Genomic DNA, 18,026 nt, shown 5'->3' with positions numbered 1-18,026 from the left:
ATTGAGTGTGCTTACTCTCTGTTCGAGGCTTGAGGCTGGGGTCTAGGGCGCTTGCCTATCGTGATAGGAACATCCATCTCTTTTTCAGCACGGGCAATCTTGAGTACCGCTTGCTGATTTGGTTTCAAAACCGCGATCAGGTTCAACATGCTGGAGCTATCAGCTACCTCTTTGCCATCAATCGCCAGCAGGATGTCTCCCGGTTTTAATCCGGCGCGCTCAGCAGGGCTACCACGCAACACACCGGCGATGAGGGAGCCTTGTGCATGTTTTAATTTGAATGACTCTGCCAGTTCGGGGCTAATGTCTTGTGCCTCGATCCCGATCCAGCCGCGTGTAACGCTACCTTGCCGCACAATCTGCTCCATGACCTGCTTTGCCAAGCTTACGGGAATCGCAAAACCGATACCCATGGAGCCGCCGCTGCGGGAGTAGATGGCGCTATTCACACCCACCAGATTGCCCTCGGTGTCGATCAGTGCGCCACCAGAATTCCCTGGATTGATTGGCGCATCCGTTTGTATGAAATTCTCGAACGTATTGATACCCAAATGGCTGCGCCCCACCGCGCTGATGATACCTTGCGTAACCGTCTGGCCAACACCAAAGGGATTGCCGATGGCCAAGACTACATCGCCCACTTTCACATTCTCGGGGTTGGCAAAAGTGATTGCAGGCAGATCCTTAACATCCACCTTCAAAATGGCCAGATCCGTTTCCGGATCCGTGCCCACAACACGAGCAGGTACAGTCCGCCCATCAGCTAAGGCAACCTCAATTTCATCAGCGGCTTCTACCACATGGTGGTTGGTGATGATCAACCCCTGATTGCTGACGATAACCCCTGAGCCCAGACTATTTTCCCGTTGCGGCTGATCATCCAGCTGGTCACCAAAGAAATGGCGAAATAACGGATCATCCATAAACTGTTGGTTTGGATTCACTGCCGCTTTTTTGCTGGTGAATATATTGACCACCGACGGCATGGCTTTTTTTGCTGCCACGCTATATGAGCCCGGGTTGACTGCCTGCGGTACACTATCCGCTTCTTTTACTTCAACAGTTTGTTCATGCCCTCCTAACAAGCCGGGATAAAACGTCTGTGCAGCAAAGAGAACAGCAAGACTAACAGTCACAGTCTGTGCAAAAATAAGCCAAAGTTTACGCATGTGAGTTTTGTGTGGATTCAGGTTGGGAAATATTATTGATTATTGGATGAAAGTTGATGAAATTAAAAGATTTAATTCATTATACCGGACAATTTCTACAGGTTGATCGCTTCCGTGATTATTGCCCAAATGGCTTGCAAGTGGAAGGTAAGTCAGACGTGTTGAAGATTGTGACCGGCGTCACCGCGAGTATGGCATTGCTAGAGGCCGCCCATGCCGAGAATGCCGATGCTGTGATCGTGCATCATGGCTATTTCTGGCGTAATGAAGATGCCCGTGTGATTGGCATGAAGCGCGCGCGCCTTAAATTTTTGCTGGATCACGATATCAATCTACTTGCCTATCATTTGCCCTTGGATGCGCACCCTGAGCTCGGGAATAATGTTCAGCTTGGAAAATTGCTTGGTATCGAACATCACGGCTATTCCGGTGAACAAAACATTATTTCTTATGGGGCACTGTCACAAGCCATCGACTTGAATGCTTTTTCCATGCTGGTTGGAGAAAGGCTCCATAGGCAGCCTTTGGTCATCGGCGAGGCAGGTAAAGAGATCAAGCGCATTGCATGGTGTACGGGTGGTGCGCAGGATTACATCGAGCAGGCGATAGATTTAGGTGTCGATCTTTATATCAGTGGCGAGATTTCAGAAAAAACCGTGCATATCGCCCGCGAGTCAGGTATTGCCTATATGGCAGCAGGACATCATGCAACAGAGCGATACGGTGCCAAAGCCTTGGGAGAGCATCTGGCGGTTAAATTCAAGCTAAATCATCAATTTATTGATATAGATAATCCGGTATAAAACGTTTTAAGGTTTAAGTTTTGTTTCGAAAGTTGTAAAATAGCGAGTTACGCATTAGCGAGTAGGAAAAACTAAAAGATTATGATGACATTATATTCGGGTACAACTGACCCATATAGCCACCGTTGCCGCATTGTTCTGTTTGAAAAAGGCATGGATTTTCAGGTGATTGATGTCGACCTTGCTAACAAGCCTGAAGATCTGGCTGTCATCAATCCGCATAATACCGTGCCTGTACTGGTTGAGCGCGACCTCGTATTGCAACAAGCAAACATCATCAATGAGTATATAGATGAGCGTTTTCCTCATCCACAATTGATGCCAGCTGATCCTGTGATGCGTGCCCGTGCGCGCTTGTTCTTGCATAATTTTGAGCAAGAGCTTTTCGCGCATATTCCTGATATCGAGTCTGGCAATCAAAAAGCGGCTGACAAAGCGCGTGTGGCTATTCGTGATAATCTGACACAAATCGTGCCCTTGTTTAGTCGTCAAGAATATATTTTAGGTGATGAATTTTCTATGCTGGATGTCGCGATAGCGCCGTTGTTGTGGCGTTTGGGACATTACGGTATTGAGTTGCCTAAGCAGGCAGCCCCTTTACTTAAATACGCAGAACGTATATTCTCTCGCCCGGCTTACATCGAAGCGATGACGCCATCAGAGAAGGCGATGCGCAAGTAATATGAGCGAGTCTACTTCAACCAAGCCGTACTTAGTGCGGGCGCTCCACGAGTGGTGCGTTGATAATGGCTTCACGCCACATCTTTTGGTTGCGGTAGATGCCGAAACGCGAGTGCCGCTGGCTTATGTTAAGAATGGTGAAATTGTTCTTAATTTAAACTATGCAGCAACAAAAGACTTGCAAATTGGCAACGAAACGATTACATTCTCGGCGCGATTTGGTGGTGTATCAAATAATTTGTATGTGCCAATCAATGCGGTTCGTGGTATCTTTGCACGCGAAAATGGTCAGGGCATGTTTTTCCAAGAGGAAGATAAGCCTGAGGTCAGCAAAGATGCAGAGGCAAGTGAAGTTGTAGTAAGTTCGGAGAGCACCCCGAAAGAAGCAAAAAAGCCAACGCTAACGTTGGTTAAGTAGTTAGTAAGTCACCAAGGTCTCTTTATGTGAGACCGATCAAATGCCGGATTAGCTCAGTTGGTAGAGCAGCGCACTTGTAATGCGAAGGTCGTCAGTTCGATTCCGACATCCGGCACCAATTTTCTTTTACCCAAATGCGTTTGACAGATTGTCAAAATGTCAGCATAATCTTGGGTTCGGTTTGGAGGGGTGGCCGAGTGGTTAAAGGCGACGGACTGTAAATCCGTTCTCTCAGAGTACGAAGGTTCGAATCCTTCCCCCTCCACCAGTAAAAGTTGTTCAGGAGCCAGGGCGTTGATTTCTGGTGAGGTGTGCGGGTGTAGCTCAGCTGGTAGAGCACTTGCCTTCCAAGCAAGATGTCGCGAGTTCGAACCTCGTCGCCCGCTCCACGGAAATTTAGAATTTATTAAGCGGGATTGTAAATCGCCCATGTGGCTCAGTGGTAGAGCACTCCCTTGGTAAGGGAGAGGTCGCGGGTCCGATTCCCGCCATGGGCACCATGAATGGTGCTGACTAAATTGTTGCATCGTTTTATAGGCGAACTACTTCATTAACTTGAAACGGCTTAGAAAGCCAGGTTAAAGGATACGGAAATGGCAAAAGGTAAATTTGAGCGGACGAAGCCGCACGTAAACGTAGGTACGATTGGTCACGTTGACCATGGCAAGACCACGCTAACAGCGGCGATCACGACGATTCTTTCAAAGAAGTTCGGTGGTGAAGCTAAGGGATATGCAGACATTGACGCAGCCCCAGAAGAAAAGGCACGTGGTATTACCATCAATACCGCTCACGTTGAATACGAAACAGCCGCACGTCACTACGCACACGTTGACTGTCCAGGCCACGCCGATTATGTCAAGAACATGATCACTGGCGCTGCTCAAATGGACGGCGCGATCCTAGTTTGCTCCGCAGCTGACGGTCCTATGCCCCAAACACGTGAACACATCCTCTTGGCTCGCCAAGTTGGTGTTCCATACATCGTCGTGTTCCTGAACAAGGCAGACATGGTCGATGACGCAGAACTATTAGAGCTCGTAGAAATGGAAGTGCGTGAGTTGCTTTCTAAATACGATTTCCCGGGTGATGACACTCCGATCGTACACGGTTCAGCTAAGCTTGCCCTTGAAGGCGACCAATCTGAAATCGGCGAACCATCAATCTTCAAACTAGCTGACGCACTAGACAGCTACATCCCAACACCAGAACGCGCAATCGACGGCGCATTCCTGATGCCAGTAGAAGACGTATTCTCGATCTCAGGTCGCGGTACTGTAGTAACTGGCCGTATCGAACGCGGTATCGTTAAGGTTGGTGATGAAATCGAAATCGTTGGTATCAAGCCAACCCTCAAGACAACATGTACTGGCGTTGAAATGTTCCGTAAGTTACTTGACCAAGGTCAAGCAGGTGACAACGTTGGCGTGTTGCTACGTGGTACTAAACGTGAAGAAGTTGAGCGTGGTCAAGTATTGGCTAAGTCAGGTTCAATCAAGCCACATACCAAGTTCGCAGCTGAGATCTACGTGTTAGGTAAAGATGAAGGTGGTCGTCATACACCATTCTTCAACGGCTACCGCCCACAATTCTATTTCCGTACCACAGACGTGACTGGCGCAGTTGAATTGCCAGCAGGTACAGAAATGGTGATGCCAGGTGATAACGTATCCATCACTGTTGCATTGATTGCGCCTATCGCCATGGAAGACGGCTTACGCTTCGCTATCCGTGAAGGTGGTCGTACCGTCGGTGCCGGTGTCGTCGCTAAAATTATTGAATAAATAATCCAAGGATTGCGGGGCTGTGCTGCGATGATTTTTGAATCAAACCAGCGCAGCCCTTATGCGTTCCTGAAAAGTTTTTAGGCCAGTAGCTCAATTGGCAGAGTGTCGGTCTCCAAAACCGAAGGTTGGGGGTTCGAGGCCCTCCTGGCCTGCCAGAATTTTGATAGAAGCATTAACTTAAGTGCACATAACAATATGATAGATAAAATCAAGCTTGTCCTTGCCTTGCTGCTGGTTGTGGCGGGTGTTGCTGGCTTTTACCTGCTTTCTGAGCAGGCGCTTGTTCTACGGATTTTGGCTGTGCTTGCGGGTGTTATCGCTGGTCTGGCCGTTGTGTGGACTACGCCGCTTGGACAAAGTGGTTTCACGTTTGCGCGCGAGTCAGTCGCGGAAGCGCGTCGTGTTGTTTGGCCGAGTCGTAAAGACACCATACAAACTACATTAGCTGTTTTTGGTTTGGTCGTTGTGATGGCTCTGTTCTTATGGGCTGTTGATATCGGCTTCTTGTGGATGGTTAAAGTGCTGATGGGGCGGAGCGCGTAATGAATATGCGATGGTATGCAGTGCAGGCTTTCTCAGGTTTTGAGAAATCAGTGCAACGTGGTTTGGAAGAGCGTATTGCCCGTTCTGATCTAAAAGATGATTTTGGTCAGATTCTTGTGCCGGTTGAAGAAGTGGTCGAAATGAAAAGCGGCCAGAAGACGATTACCGAGCGTAAGTTGTATCCGGGTTATGTCTTGGTGCAGATGCAGATGAATGATGATAGCTGGCACTTGGTGAAGAGTACGCCGAGAGTGACTGCATTTATCGGTGGTACAGCATTAAAGCCTACGCCTATTAAAGATAAAGAAGTTGAGATCATCCTGCAGCGTATGGATGACAGCAAGAGTAATCCGACACAGAAGCTTACTTTCGAAAAGGGCGAGTCTGTGCGTGTTATCGATGGCCCATTCAAAGACTTCTCTGGCAATGTTGAAGATATCAACTACGAAAAGAGCAAGTTGCGTGTGTCTGTCGTGATCTTTGGCCGTGCGACACCGGTTGAGCTGGATTTCAGCCAGATCGAAAAAGAAGTTTAAGTTTTTTGCACTGTTTGCTTATTGCAAATGGTGCATTGCTTATTGAATTAAGCAAAATAGTCCGACGTGAGTCGGTTTACCAAACTGGGGAGCTTTAAAACTCGTTTTTAGAGCGTTTGCACCCATATTAGGAGTATTAAAATGGCAAAGAAAGTTATCGGCTATATCAAGCTGCAGATTCCTGCAGGTAAAGCCAACCCTAGTCCACCTGTTGGCCCAGCGCTTGGTCAACGTGGTTTGAATATCATGGAATTCTGTAAGGCATTTAATGCTGCGACTCAGAGCTTAGAGCCTGGTCTGCCGATCCCTGTTGTGATCACTGCATTTGCTGATAAGAGCTTCACATTCGTGATGAAGACGCCTCCGGCGACTATCCTCATCAAGAAAGCAGCCAAGATCGATAAAGGTTCCCCACGTCCACATACCGACAAGGTAGGTAAGATCACGCGTGCGCAAGCTGAAGAGATCGCCAAGACCAAGGCGCCTGACTTGACAGCAGCTGATCTGGATGCGGCAGTTCGCACTATCGCTGGTAGCGCGCGCAGCATGGGTATTGAAGTGGAGGGTGTATAACATGGCTAATGTATCTAAAAGAGTAGCGGCAATTCAGGCTAAAGTAGATCGCAATAAGATCTATCCAGTGGCTGAAGCGTTGACTTTGGTTAAAGAGATCGCAACTGCAAAGTTCGATGAGTCTGTAGATGCTGTGATCAATCTTGGTATTGATGCCCGTAAGTCAGACCAATTGGTACGCGGTGCATTGGTATTGCCTAACGGTACTGGTAAAACAAAGCGCGTTGCTGTGTTCGCACAGGGCGCTGCTGCTGAAGCGGCTAAAGCTGCTGGTGCAGATATCGTTGGTTTTGACGACTTGGCTGAGCAGGTTAAGGGTGGTTTCTTGGACTTTGATGTGGCAATTGCTACACCAGACGCGATGCGTGTTGTTGGTACGCTTGGTCAGGTGCTGGGCCCACGCGGTCTGATGCCTAATCCTAAGGTTGGTACTGTGACACCTGATGTCGCTACCGCTGTTAAGAATGCTAAGGCTGGTCAAGTTCAATACCGTACAGATAAAGGCGGTATCGTACATTGCACTATCGGTCGTGCATCTTTCACGGTTGAAGCTTTGCAAGGCAATTTGGCTGCATTAGTGGATGCCTTGAATAAGGCGAAGCCAGCTTCGACTAAAGGTGTTTACCTGAAGAAGCTTTCTGTATCTAGCACCATGGGCGCTGGTATACGTGTGGATCAGGCTAATCTGGTTTAAGTTGTAAATGAATGAATCGAGGCAGTCTAATGACTGTCTCGGCAAAAGGCTTTGGGCTCGTTATTGGAAGCAGTAACGAGATCATCAAAGACCGTAGGAGCCCGCAAGGGTTTAATCAACTTTGAAAGATGCATGCAACTTGTGTGTCGAGTAGCAGGAATCCTACGCAGATGGCGTTCCCTAAAACAGGATAAGTAATCCCCTGATGAAAGGTCGCCGTGGGTAGGTGCTCATATGTTTTGTATGAGTGCTCAATTAACGGAAGGAGGTAAGACTTTGAGTCTTAATCTTGAACAGAAAAAGGCAGTAGTTGCTGAAGTTAGCGAGCAAGTCTCGAAAGCTCAGTCAATCATACTTGCTGAGTATCGTGGCTTGGAAGTGGGCGAAATTACGAAGTTGCGCGCTGATGCCAGAAAATCCGGTGTGTACTTGCGCGTTCTTAAAAATACGCTAGTACGTCGTGCTGTTGATGGCACACCGTTCTCTGGTTTATCAAACGACATCGTTGGCCCACTGGTATTCGGTATCTCTACCGATCCAGTTGCTGCAGCGAAAGTCCTTAACGACTTTGCTAAAGCAAATGACAAGTTCGTGATCAAGGCGGGTGGGTTGCCTAATCAGGTTCTGGATGCCAAAGGCGTTCAGGCTCTGGCTACTATGCCTAGTCGTGAAGAGTTGCTGGCTAAATTGCTCGGCACTATGCAAGCACCGATTGCTACCTTTGTTCGCACGCTTAATGAAGTGCCTACGAAGTTCGTACGTGGTCTTGCTGCAGTGCGTGATCAAAAGCAAGCTGCTTAATCAACAAAATATTATCAGGAGTATTACAAATGGCTTTATCTAAAACAGAAATTATTGACGCAATCGCGTCACTGTCAGTGCTTGAACTATCTGAGTTAATCAAAGACTTGGAAGAGAAGTTTGGTGTTTCAGCTGCTGCCGCTGCTGTTGCTGTTGCTGCTGCTCCAGCAGCTGGCGCTGGCGCTGCTGCCGCTGAAGAAAAGACTGAGTTCGACGTAGTCTTGACTGCAGCTGGCGACAACAAAGTGAACGTAATTAAGGCTGTTCGTGAATTGACAGCCCTTGGCTTGAAAGAAGCTAAGGACTTGGTTGACGGCGCTCCTAAAGCAATCAAGGAAGGCGTTTCCAAGGCTGATGCTGAAGCTGCACTGAAGAAGCTTGAAGAAGCTGGCGCTAAGGCAGAAATCAAGTAATTGGTTGTATGAGTAGGCAGGCTGGCGGGAAACCGCCAGCCTTCACCTTTTTTTGTAAGCTGTGTTGTTGTACTGATTAATCAAGTTGTGTTTAGAAGTTATACAACAGCGAGTGAATAATCGCTTTCTGTTCTATACCCTCTACCCTCAGGAGATGCTATGAGCTATTCCTTTACCGAGAAAAAACGCATTCGTAAGAGTTTTGCTAAACGCGAAAGTGTGCAAGAAGTTCCATACTTGCTCGCGATGCAATTAGAATCTTACGCTGCATTTTTACAAGCCAATGTTGCAGCCGATAAGCGCGATGACGCAGGATTGCAGGCAACATTCAGCTCGGTTTTCCCTATCGTCAGTCATTCTGGTAATGCTCGCCTTGATTATGTGAGCTATACCTTGGGTGCTGAGCCGTTTGATGTTAAAGAGTGTCAGCAACGTGGTTTGACCTATGCTGCACCATTGCGCGTTAAAGTACGCCTCACTATCATGGATAAAGAGGCTTCAAAGCCTACCGTGAAGGAAGTGAAAGAGCAGGAAGTCTACATGGGCGAATTGCCTTTGATGACTGAGAACGGTTCTTTCGTGATCAATGGTACCGAGCGTGTGATCGTATCCCAGTTGCATCGTAGTCCTGGCGTATTCTTTGAGCATGATCGCGGTAAAACGCACAGCTCAGGCAAGTTGCTATTCTCTGCTCGTATCATCCCTTACCGTGGTTCATGGCTCGATTTCGAATTCGATCCTAAGGATTACTTGTATTTCCGTGTTGACCGCCGTCGCAAGATGCCTGTCACTATCCTGCTTAAAGCATTGGGCTTTACGCCTGAGCAGATTCTTGCGACATTCTATGATGTGGATACTTTCCACATCACAGCGAAGGCTGTGCAGTTCGAATTAGTGCCAGAGCGTTTGCGTGGTGAAGTCGCTAAATTTGATATCCTTGATAAAGAAGGCAAAGTTGTCGTTGCCAAGGATAAACGTATCACCGTTAAGCATATCCGTGATATGGAAAAAGCGGGTATCAGTAAGATCAATGTGCCTGATGAGTTCATGCTCGGCCGTTCAATCAGTGCTGGTATCGTAGATAAAGAGACGGGTGAAGTCGTAGCGAATGCGAATGACGAGATCACTGAGACTTTGCTTGAGAAATTACGCGAAGCCAAAGTTGGCAAGGTCAATACGCTGTATGCAAACGACCTTGATCATGGCGATTATATTTCTCAAACATTGCGTATCGATGAAATCCCAGACCAATATTCAGCGCGTGTTGCTATCTACCGCATGATGCGCCCAGGCGAACCGCCGACTGAAGATGCTGTTCAAGCATTGTTTGATGGTCTGTTCTTCAATGAAGATCGTTATGATCTGTCGACTGTAGGTCGCATGAAGTTCAACCGCCGTGCATTCCCTGAAAAAGTAGAAGATCGTTCAGCTGCTTGGCTGCGCCGTTTCTACGAAACAGTGGGCGCGCGTGGCGCTGAAGGCCCGGGCATATTGTCTCACGAAGATATCCTGGCTGTAATCTCAGTTCTGCTTGAGCTGCGTAACGGCCGTGGTGAAATCGATGACATCGACCACTTGGGTAACCGTCGTATCCGTTCCGTTGGTGAGTTGGCCGAGAATCAATTCCGTGCCGGTCTTGTCCGCGTTGAGCGTGCAGTGAAAGAGCGTTTGAGCCAGGCTGAGTCAGATAATCTGATGCCGCATGACTTGATCAATGCTAAACCTGTTTCAAGTGCTATCCGCGAGTTCTTCGGTTCAAGCCAATTGTCACAGTTTATGGATCAAACCAACCCATTGTCTGAAATCACGCACAAACGTCGTGTTTCAGCACTTGGCCCTGGTGGTCTGACACGTGAACGCGCTGGTTTTGAAGTGCGTGACGTACATACAACGCATTATGGTCGTGTATGCCCGATTGAGACGCCTGAAGGCCCGAACATCGGTCTGATCAACTCATTGGCATTGTATTCGCGTACCAATAAGTATGGTTTCCTTGAGACACCATATCGACGTGTAGAAAACAATAAGGTTTCGGCCAATATTGATTTCTTGTCTGCGATTGAGGAAAGCCAATACATGATCGCTCAGGCGAATACTGAATTGGATCCAAAGGGTGGTTTCAAGGAAGACCTGATCTCTGCGCGTTACCATAATGAATTCACGATGTCACAACCTGACCGTGTTCAATATATGGACGTTGCTCCTGGTCAAATCGTTTCAGTAGCTGCTTCACTGATTCCATTCTTGGAACACGATGATGCGAACCGTGCATTGATGGGCGCCAACATGCAACGTCAAGCTGTGCCATGTCTACGTGCTGAAAAGGCCGTGGTCGGTACAGGTATTGAACGTACAGTGGCGATTGACTCTGGTACTATCGTTCAGGCGCGTCGTGGCGGTATCGTAGATTATGTGGATTCAAGCCGTATCGTGGTACGTGTGCATGATGCCGAAGCTGCAGCCGGTGAAGTTGGTGTGGATATCTATAACCTCACCAAGTACACCCGTTCTAACCAGAATACAAACATCAACCAACGTCCGCTTGTAAATATCGGTGACGTATTGGCGCGCGGCGACGTGATTGCCGATGGCGCTTCTACCGATATGGGCGAGTTGGCATTGGGTCAAAACATGCTCGTGGCATTTATGCCATGGAACGGTTATAACTTTGAAGATTCGATCCTAATTTCTGAGCGCGTCGTGGCAGATGACCGCTATACCTCTATCCATATCGAAGAGTTATCAGTTGTTGCCCGTGATACCAAGCTTGGTGCTGAAGAAATCACCCGTGATATCTCAAACTTGTCTGAGCGTATGCTTGGCCGTTTGGATGACTCAGGCATTATATACATCGGTGCTGAAGTTGAGGCTGGCGATGTATTGGTCGGTAAAGTAACACCTAAGGGTGAGACACAACTGACACCAGAAGAAAAATTACTCCGTGCTATTTTCGGTGAAAAAGCTTCTGATGTTAAAGATACATCACTGCGTGTACCTTCAGGTATGTCAGGTACCGTGATCGATGTGCAAGTGTTCACACGTGAAGGTATCGACCGTGATACACGTGCGCAACAGATCATTGATGATCAGCTTGGTCATTACAAGCAAGATTTGGCTGACCAGATGCGTATCGTTGAAGACGATGCGTTCGGTCGTATCCGTCGCTTGATCGAAGGTAAGGTTGCGACCGGTGGTCCTAACAAGCTGAAAAAGGGCGATACGCTTACAGCTGACTACCTAGATGGTATCGGTCGTTACGATTGGTTTGACATTCGCTTGTCTGATGAAGATGCCGCGCGCCAGCTTGAGCAGTTGAAAGACAGCTTGTCACAAGCGCGTATCACTTTTGATAATAAGTTCGAAGAGAAAAAACGTAAGCTGACGCAAGGCGATGAGTTGCCGCCTGGCGTACAGAAGATGGTCAAGGTTTATTTGGCTGTTAAACGTCGTATCCAGCCTGGTGACAAGATGGCTGGCCGTCACGGCAACAAGGGTGTGGTATCGAAGATCGTTCCGATCGAAGATATGCCGCACATGGCTGACGGCACACCAATGGATATCGTATTGAATCCGCTGGGCGTTCCATCACGTATGAATATCGGTCAGATTCTTGAAACTCACTTAGGTTGGGCAGCTAAGGGTCTAGGTATGCGTATCGGTGAAATGCTGCGTAGCCAGACTAAGGTTGCTGAAGTCCGTAAGTTTATCGACCAGATCTATAACGAAAGCAGCGGCAAGAAAGAAGACATCAAGTCGCTGAGCGATGTTGAAGTGCTGGAATTGGCGAAGAACCTTGAGCGTGGCGTACCATTCGCAACGCCAGTGTTTGACGGTGCTGCTGAGTCTGACATCCGTGCGATGCTAGATCTGGCGTTCCCGGACGATGATCCACGTACCAAGCAATTGCAGTTCGCTGCGGGCAAGACACAAGTTAAGTTGATCGATGGCCGTACTGGCGAGACGTTCGAGCGTCCTGTGACGGTAGGTTATATGCATGTACTTAAACTGCATCACTTGGTTGATGACAAGATGCATGCCCGCTCAACCGGACCTTACTCACTGGTCACGCAACAACCGCTGGGTGGTAAAGCTCAGTTCGGTGGTCAGCGCTTCGGTGAGATGGAAGTCTGGGCGTTGGAAGCCTACGGTGCCGCTTACACCTTGCAGGAAATGCTCACCGTCAAGTCTGATGATGTATCCGGCCGTACCAAGGTCTACGAGAACATCGTCAAGGGCGAGCACAAGATTGACGCCGGCATGCCGGAATCATTCAACGTGCTAGTGAAAGAAATCCGCTCGCTTGCTATCGATATTGACCTGGACAGGAACTAAGGAGATTACATGAAAGCTCTATTAGACTTATTTAAGCAGGTAACCCAAGAAGAAGAATTTGATGCCATCAAGATTGCTTTGGCATCTCCTGAAAAAATTCGTTCCTGGTCTTATGGCGAAGTTAAAAAGCCTGAAACTATTAACTACCGTACATTCAAGCCGGAACGTGATGGTTTGTTCTGCGCGAAGATCTTTGGCCCTATCAAAGATTACGAGTGTCTTTGCGGTAAATACAAACGCCTGAAGCATCGTGGTGTGATCTGCGAAAAATGTGGCGTTGAAGTCACACTTTCAAAGGTTCGTCGCGAACGTATGGCGCACATCGAACTGGCTAGCCCAGTTGCGCATATCTGGTTCTTAAAGAGCCTGCCAAGCCGTTTGGGTATGGTATTGGATATCGCATTGCGTGATATCGAACGTGTATTGTACTTTGAAGCATATATCGTCATCGATCCAGGCATGACCCCACTTACACGTGGTCAGTTGTTGACTGAAGATGACTATTTGGCCAAGGTCGAAGAGTACGGTGACGAATTCAATGCCGTGATGGGTGCTGAAGCTGTACGTGAATTATTGCGCACAATGGATGTACACAACGAGATCGAAAGACAGCGTCGCGACATCACTGAAACCGGTTCAGAAGCTAAGATAAAGAAGATCTCAAAGCGTCTAAAAGTATTGGAAGCTTTCCAGAAATCTGGCATCAAGCCAGAATGGATGATCTTAGAAGTATTGCCAGTATTGCCACCAGAATTACGTCCGTTGGTGCCATTGGATGGTGGCCGCTTTGCGACATCTGATTTGAATGACTTATACCGCCGTGTGATCAATCGTAACAACCGCTTGAAGCGTCTGTTAGAGTTGAAGGCACCAGAGATCATTGTACGTAACGAAAAACGTATGCTGCAAGAAGCGGTTGATTCGCTGCTTGATAACGGTCGTCGCGGTAAGGTAATGACAGGCGCTAACAAGCGCCCATTGAAATCGCTTGCTGACATGATTAAGGGTAAGGGCGGTCGTTTCCGTCAGAACTTGCTTGGTAAGCGTGTGGATTACTCTGGTCGTTCAGTGATCGTGGTTGGTCCGCAACTTAAACTGCACCAGTGCGGTTTGCCTAAGAAAATGGCGCTTGAGTTATTCAAGCCATTCATCTTCCATAAGTTGGAAGTATTAGGTCTTGCGACAACGATCAAAGCTGCCAAGAAGAAGGTTGAAGAGGAAGGACCAGAAGTCTGGGACATCCTTGAGGACGTGATTCGCGAGCATCCAGTATTGTTGAACCGTGCACCTACGTTGCACCGTTTGGGTATTCAGGCGTTCGAGCCAGTTTTGATCGAAGGTAAAGCAATTCAATTGCACCCATTGGTTTGTGCTGCGTTCAACGCCGACTTTGACGGTGACCAAATGGCTGTTCACGTTCCATTGAGCCTTGAGGCACAAATGGAAGCGCGTACATTGATGCTTGCATCTAACAACGTATTGTCTCCAGCCAACGGTGAGCCAATCATCGTGCCTTCACAAGATATCGTGTTGGGACTTTACTACATGACGCGCGATAAAGTGAACGCTCGTGGTGAAGGCATGCGCTTTGCAAACGTACAAGAAGTACAGCGTGTTTATGATGGTGGCTTGATCGATATCCATGCGCGCATCACTGTGCGTATCAAGGAATATGATCTGGATGTTGATGGCACTAAACAAGAAAAGATCACCCGTTATGAAACAACGGTTGGCCGCGCATTGCTTTCAGAAATCCTGCCAGCAGGCTTGCCATTCAGCACTATCGATAAAGCATTAAAGAAGAAAGAAATCTCCAAGCTGATCAATGCCGGTTTCCGTAAGGTAGGCATTCGTGAGACGGTGATTCTTGCTGATAAATTGATGTATATGGGCTACACCTATGCCACACGCGCAGGTATCTCCATCAGCATCAATGACATGTTGGTGCCACCAGAGAAAGAGCAACTCATTGCGGCGGCTGAATCTGAAGTCAAGGAGATCGAAGACCAATACGTGTCTGGTCTAGTGACTCAGGGTGAGCGCTATAACAAGGTGGTCGATATCTGGGGTCGTGCCGGCGATAAAGTCGCTGATGCCATGATGAAACAACTGCGTGAAGAGCCAGTACTGGATGCTAACGGTGATGTCACCAAAGATGCATCAGGCAAAATCATCAAGCAAGAGTCATTCAATGCGATTTACATGATGGCCGACTCTGGTGCCCGTGGCTCTGCTGCGCAGGTGCGTCAGTTGGCTGGTATGCGCGGTTTGATGGCAAAACCGGATGGTTCGATCATTGAAACGCCGATCACTGCTAACTTCCGTGATGGTCTGAACGTGTTGCAATACTTTATCTCAACACACGGCGCACGTAAGGGTCTTGCAGATACCGCGTTGAAGACAGCTAACTCCGGTTACCTGACTCGCCGCTTGGTTGACGTCACACAAGACTTGGTTGTTACTGAGCATGATTGCGGTACGGTAGAAGGTCTGGTCACTAAAGCCCTTGTTAAGGGTGGTGAAGTTGTTGAGCCATTGCATGACCGTATCCTTGGTCGTGTAGCAGCGCTTGATGTGGTTAACCCAGAGAATCAACAGGTTGTTTACTCTGCTGGTACATTGTTGACTGAAGATGAAGTCGAGCATATCGATTCACTCGGTATTGATGAAGTCAAAGTGCGTACTGCATTAACTTGCGATACGCGTTACGGTATCTGCGCACAATGTTACGGTCGTGACTTGGGTCGCGGTAAGCTCATCAACATGGGTGAAGCGGTCGGCGTGATTGCTGCGCAATCCATCGGTGAGCCTGGTACTCAGTTGACCATGCGTACGTTCCACATCGGTGGTGCGGTATCGCGTGCAGCTTCTATCAGTCAGGTTGAAAGTAAATCCAACGGTATCGTGCGTTTCACATCAACGATGCGTTATGTTACCAATGCGCGTAATGAGCAGGTCGTCATTTCACGTAATGGCGAAGCGATCATTCAAGATGAGAACGGCCGTGAGCGTGAGCGTCATAAAGTGCCTTACGGTGCGACATTGCAATTGCTTGACGGCAAGACTGTAAAAGCAGGTCAAGCATTAGCAACATGGGATCCACATACCCGCCCGATCATTACTGAATACGCCGGTAAGGTGAAATTCGAGAACGTCGAAGAAGGTATTACCGTTGCTAAGCAGATCGATGAAGTGACTGGTTTGTCATCACTCGTGGTGATCGATCCTAAGCAACGTGCTGGTCAATCTAAAGGCCTGCGCCCTCAAGTGAAATTGCTTGATGCGAATGGCGTAGAAGTGAAGGTTTCTGGCGGTGACGCTTCAGTGAACATCACCTTCCAACTGGGTTGCATCATCACGGTGAAAGACGGTCAGGATGTCGGCGTGGGTGAAGTGCTTGCACGTATCCCGCAAGAGTCATCCAAGACTCGCGACATCACTGGTGGTCTGCCACGCGTAGCTGAATTGTTTGAAGCGCGTTCACCAAAAGATGCCGGTATGCTGGCTGAAGTCACAGGTACTGTGTCTTTCGGTAAGGATACAAAGGGTAAACAACGCTTGGTCTTCACAGATCTGGACGGCGTTTCTCATGAGTTCCTGATTCCTAAGGACAAGCACGTGACTGTGCATGACGGTCAAGTGGTGACTAAGGGTGAAAGCATTGTTGACGGTCCAGCAGATCCTCAAGATATCTTGAGACTGCAAGGTCGTGAAGCGCTAGCACGTTACATCATCGACGAAGTGCAAGACGTTTACCGTCTGCAAGGCGTTAAGATCAATGACAAGCACATCGAAGTGATCGTGCGTCAGATGTTGCGTCGTGTACGTGTATCTGATGCAGGTGAGACAAGCTTCATCTTAGGTGAGCAAGTCGAGCGTGCTGACTTGTTGGCAGAAAACGAACGCGTTGTTGCAGAGAACAAACGCCCTGCAACGTTCGAATATGTGTTGCTTGGTATCACTAAGGCTTCATTGTCGACAGACTCGTTCATCTCTGCTGCTTCCTTCCAGGAAACAACGCGTGTTCTTACTGAAGCTGCAATCTTGGGCAAACGTGATGAATTGCGCGGCTTGAAGGAAAATGTGATCGTTGGTCGCTTGATTCCTGCAGGTACAGGTCTGGCCTATCACGAGACGCGTAAACGTCAAGCGTCAGGCGTAGATGCAGCACCATCTGTTATTGCTGACTCGGCACCAGAAGTTGAAGAAACTGGTACTCAGTCTGAAGAGGCGACAGGTAATACGGAAGTTGCGTAGCAATACGCAGCTTGACAATACATACAACGCTTAATAGAATGCTAAGTTTTCCGGGATGGCTATTCGCCATCCCGTAATTTTTAGCGGTTAAAATATAAAGGCTAAAGGTTATGCCAACCATCAATCAATTAGTGCGCAAGCCGCGCCAAAAAGTAGTAACCAAGAGCAAGGTCCCAGCTCTTGAAAGCTGTCCACAAAAACGTGGGGTATGTACTCGTGTATACACGACTACGCCTAAGAAGCCTAACTCGGCTTTGCGTAAAGTGGCAAAAGTACGTCTGACCAATGGCTATGAAGTTATTAGCTACATCGGCGGTGAAGGTCATAACTTGCAGGAGCACTCAGTAGTTCTTCTGCGTGGTGGTCGTGTAAAGGATTTGCCGGGTGTGCGTTACCACATGGTGCGCGGTAGCCTGGATACTGCGGGCGTGAAAGATCGTAAGCAGTCCCGTTCCAAGTATGGTGCTAAGCGCCCTAAAGCAGCTTAATTGGCGCTGTTAACAAGTTAAAGAATCGAGAAAGCTATGCCAAGACGTAGAGAAGTTCCCAAGCGCGATATTCTGCCTGATCCAAAATTCGGAAGCCAGGAAGTATCGAAGTTCATCAATGTGCTGATGACTGGCGGTAAAAAGTCAGTTGCTGAGCGTATCCTTTATGGTGCGTTCGATCAAGTCACAAGCAAGAGTGGCAAAGAGGCGCTGGAAGTATTTACGCTGGCAATCAGCAATCTGCGCCCTGTTGTTGAAGTTAAAAGCCGCCGTGTAGGTGGTGCTAACTATCAAGTGCCAGTTGAAGTGCGTCCAAGCCGTCGTAGCGCTTTGGCGATGCGTTGGTTGCGTGATGCTGCCCGTAAGCGTGGTGAAAAGTCTATGGGCTTGCGCCTAGCTGCTGAGCTTGTAGAGGCTTCAGAAGGTCGCGGTTCTGCAATGAAGAAGCGTGAAGAAGTTCACCGTATGGCAGAAGCTAATAAAGCCTTCTCGCATTTCCGCTTCTAAATCATCAAGAAATTTAAGTAAAGG

15 protein-coding genes and 5 tRNA genes are annotated in these 18,026 nt (G+C 48.2%); 19 read left to right on the top strand and 1 reads right to left on the bottom strand.

Going from position 1 to position 18,026, the window contains the following annotated elements; all coding sequences use genetic code 11:
* Positions 1-11: 11 nt before the first annotated feature.
* Positions 12-1,169, bottom strand: coding sequence for a Do family serine endopeptidase (locus A7981_RS09655; protein ID WP_067267469.1), 1,158 nt, complete (start codon positions 1,167-1,169; stop codon positions 12-14).
* Between the two features lie 56 nt (positions 1,170-1,225).
* Between A7981_RS09655 and A7981_RS09650 the strand changes: the two genes are divergently transcribed.
* The 19 genes from A7981_RS09650 to rpsG all read left to right on the top strand — a co-directional run bounded on the left by A7981_RS09650 (position 1,226) and on the right by rpsG (position 18,002).
* Positions 1,226-1,972 (top strand): Nif3-like dinuclear metal center hexameric protein, encoded by a 747-nt coding sequence (locus A7981_RS09650; RefSeq protein ID WP_067267468.1) that lies wholly within the window; start codon positions 1,226-1,228, stop codon positions 1,970-1,972.
* Positions 1,973-2,053: 81 nt separating this feature from the next.
* The gene (locus A7981_RS09645) at positions 2,054-2,653 is read left to right on the top strand and encodes a glutathione S-transferase N-terminal domain-containing protein (RefSeq protein ID WP_067267466.1); all 600 of its coding nucleotides are present in this window, start codon (positions 2,054-2,056) and stop codon (positions 2,651-2,653) included.
* A gap of 1 nt (position 2,654) precedes the next feature.
* On the top strand, positions 2,655-3,071 hold the full coding sequence (locus A7981_RS09640; protein ID WP_067267464.1) for a ClpXP protease specificity-enhancing factor: 417 nt from the start codon (positions 2,655-2,657) through the stop codon (positions 3,069-3,071).
* Positions 3,072-3,113: 42 nt separating this feature from the next.
* Positions 3,114-3,189: transfer RNA gene (locus A7981_RS09635), tRNA-Thr, on the top strand.
* Positions 3,190-3,254: 65 nt separating this feature from the next.
* A tRNA-Tyr gene (locus tag A7981_RS09630) sits at positions 3,255-3,339 on the top strand.
* Between the two features lie 45 nt (positions 3,340-3,384).
* Positions 3,385-3,460 (top strand) — tRNA-Gly (locus A7981_RS09625).
* A gap of 36 nt (positions 3,461-3,496) precedes the next feature.
* A tRNA-Thr gene (locus A7981_RS09620) sits at positions 3,497-3,571 on the top strand.
* A gap of 93 nt (positions 3,572-3,664) precedes the next feature.
* A complete protein-coding gene (tuf, locus tag A7981_RS09615; RefSeq protein WP_067267444.1) occupies positions 3,665-4,855 on the top strand; it encodes an elongation factor Tu in 1,191 nt (396 codons plus the stop codon).
* A gap of 82 nt (positions 4,856-4,937) precedes the next feature.
* Positions 4,938-5,013, top strand: a tRNA-Trp gene (locus tag A7981_RS09610).
* A 40-nt stretch (positions 5,014-5,053) separates the two neighbouring features.
* Positions 5,054-5,401, top strand: coding sequence for a preprotein translocase subunit SecE (gene secE / locus A7981_RS09605; RefSeq protein ID WP_067267462.1), 348 nt, complete (start codon positions 5,054-5,056; stop codon positions 5,399-5,401).
* Positions 5,401-5,937 (top strand): transcription termination/antitermination protein NusG, encoded by a 537-nt coding sequence (gene nusG, locus A7981_RS09600; protein ID WP_067267459.1) that lies wholly within the window; start codon positions 5,401-5,403, stop codon positions 5,935-5,937. The genes secE and nusG overlap by 1 nt, the downstream gene beginning before the upstream one ends.
* A gap of 141 nt (positions 5,938-6,078) precedes the next feature.
* Complete coding sequence (gene rplK / locus A7981_RS09595; protein WP_067267457.1) at positions 6,079-6,510, top strand: 50S ribosomal protein L11; 432 nt, start codon at positions 6,079-6,081, stop codon at positions 6,508-6,510.
* A gap of 1 nt (position 6,511) precedes the next feature.
* Positions 6,512-7,204, top strand: a complete 693-nt coding sequence (gene rplA / locus A7981_RS09590) for a 50S ribosomal protein L1 (RefSeq protein WP_067267454.1) — start codon at positions 6,512-6,514, stop codon at positions 7,202-7,204.
* 276 nt (positions 7,205-7,480) lie between these two features.
* Positions 7,481-8,005 (top strand): 50S ribosomal protein L10, encoded by a 525-nt coding sequence (gene rplJ, locus A7981_RS09585; protein WP_067267905.1) that lies wholly within the window; start codon positions 7,481-7,483, stop codon positions 8,003-8,005.
* Positions 8,006-8,034: 29 nt separating this feature from the next.
* Entirely contained in the window at positions 8,035-8,418 is a 384-nt protein-coding gene (rplL, locus tag A7981_RS09580) for a 50S ribosomal protein L7/L12 (RefSeq protein ID WP_067267453.1), read from the top strand.
* 159 nt (positions 8,419-8,577) lie between these two features.
* Positions 8,578-12,750, top strand: coding sequence for a DNA-directed RNA polymerase subunit beta (gene rpoB, locus A7981_RS09575; protein ID WP_067267452.1), 4,173 nt, complete (start codon positions 8,578-8,580; stop codon positions 12,748-12,750).
* 9 nt (positions 12,751-12,759) lie between these two features.
* Positions 12,760-17,007, top strand: coding sequence for a DNA-directed RNA polymerase subunit beta' (gene rpoC, locus A7981_RS09570; protein ID WP_067267451.1), 4,248 nt, complete (start codon positions 12,760-12,762; stop codon positions 17,005-17,007).
* A 110-nt stretch (positions 17,008-17,117) separates the two neighbouring features.
* Positions 17,118-17,495 (top strand): 30S ribosomal protein S12, encoded by a 378-nt coding sequence (gene rpsL, locus A7981_RS09565; protein WP_015829259.1) that lies wholly within the window; start codon positions 17,118-17,120, stop codon positions 17,493-17,495.
* Between the two features lie 36 nt (positions 17,496-17,531).
* Positions 17,532-18,002 (top strand): 30S ribosomal protein S7, encoded by a 471-nt coding sequence (rpsG, locus tag A7981_RS09560; protein WP_067267449.1) that lies wholly within the window; start codon positions 17,532-17,534, stop codon positions 18,000-18,002.
* The last annotated feature ends 24 nt before the right edge of the window (positions 18,003-18,026 follow it).

This window comes from Methylovorus sp. MM2 (assembly GCF_001648895.1).
Lineage (GTDB): Bacteria > Pseudomonadota > Gammaproteobacteria > Burkholderiales > Methylophilaceae > MM1.
This window is presented reverse-complemented; position numbering and strand designations above follow the sequence as displayed.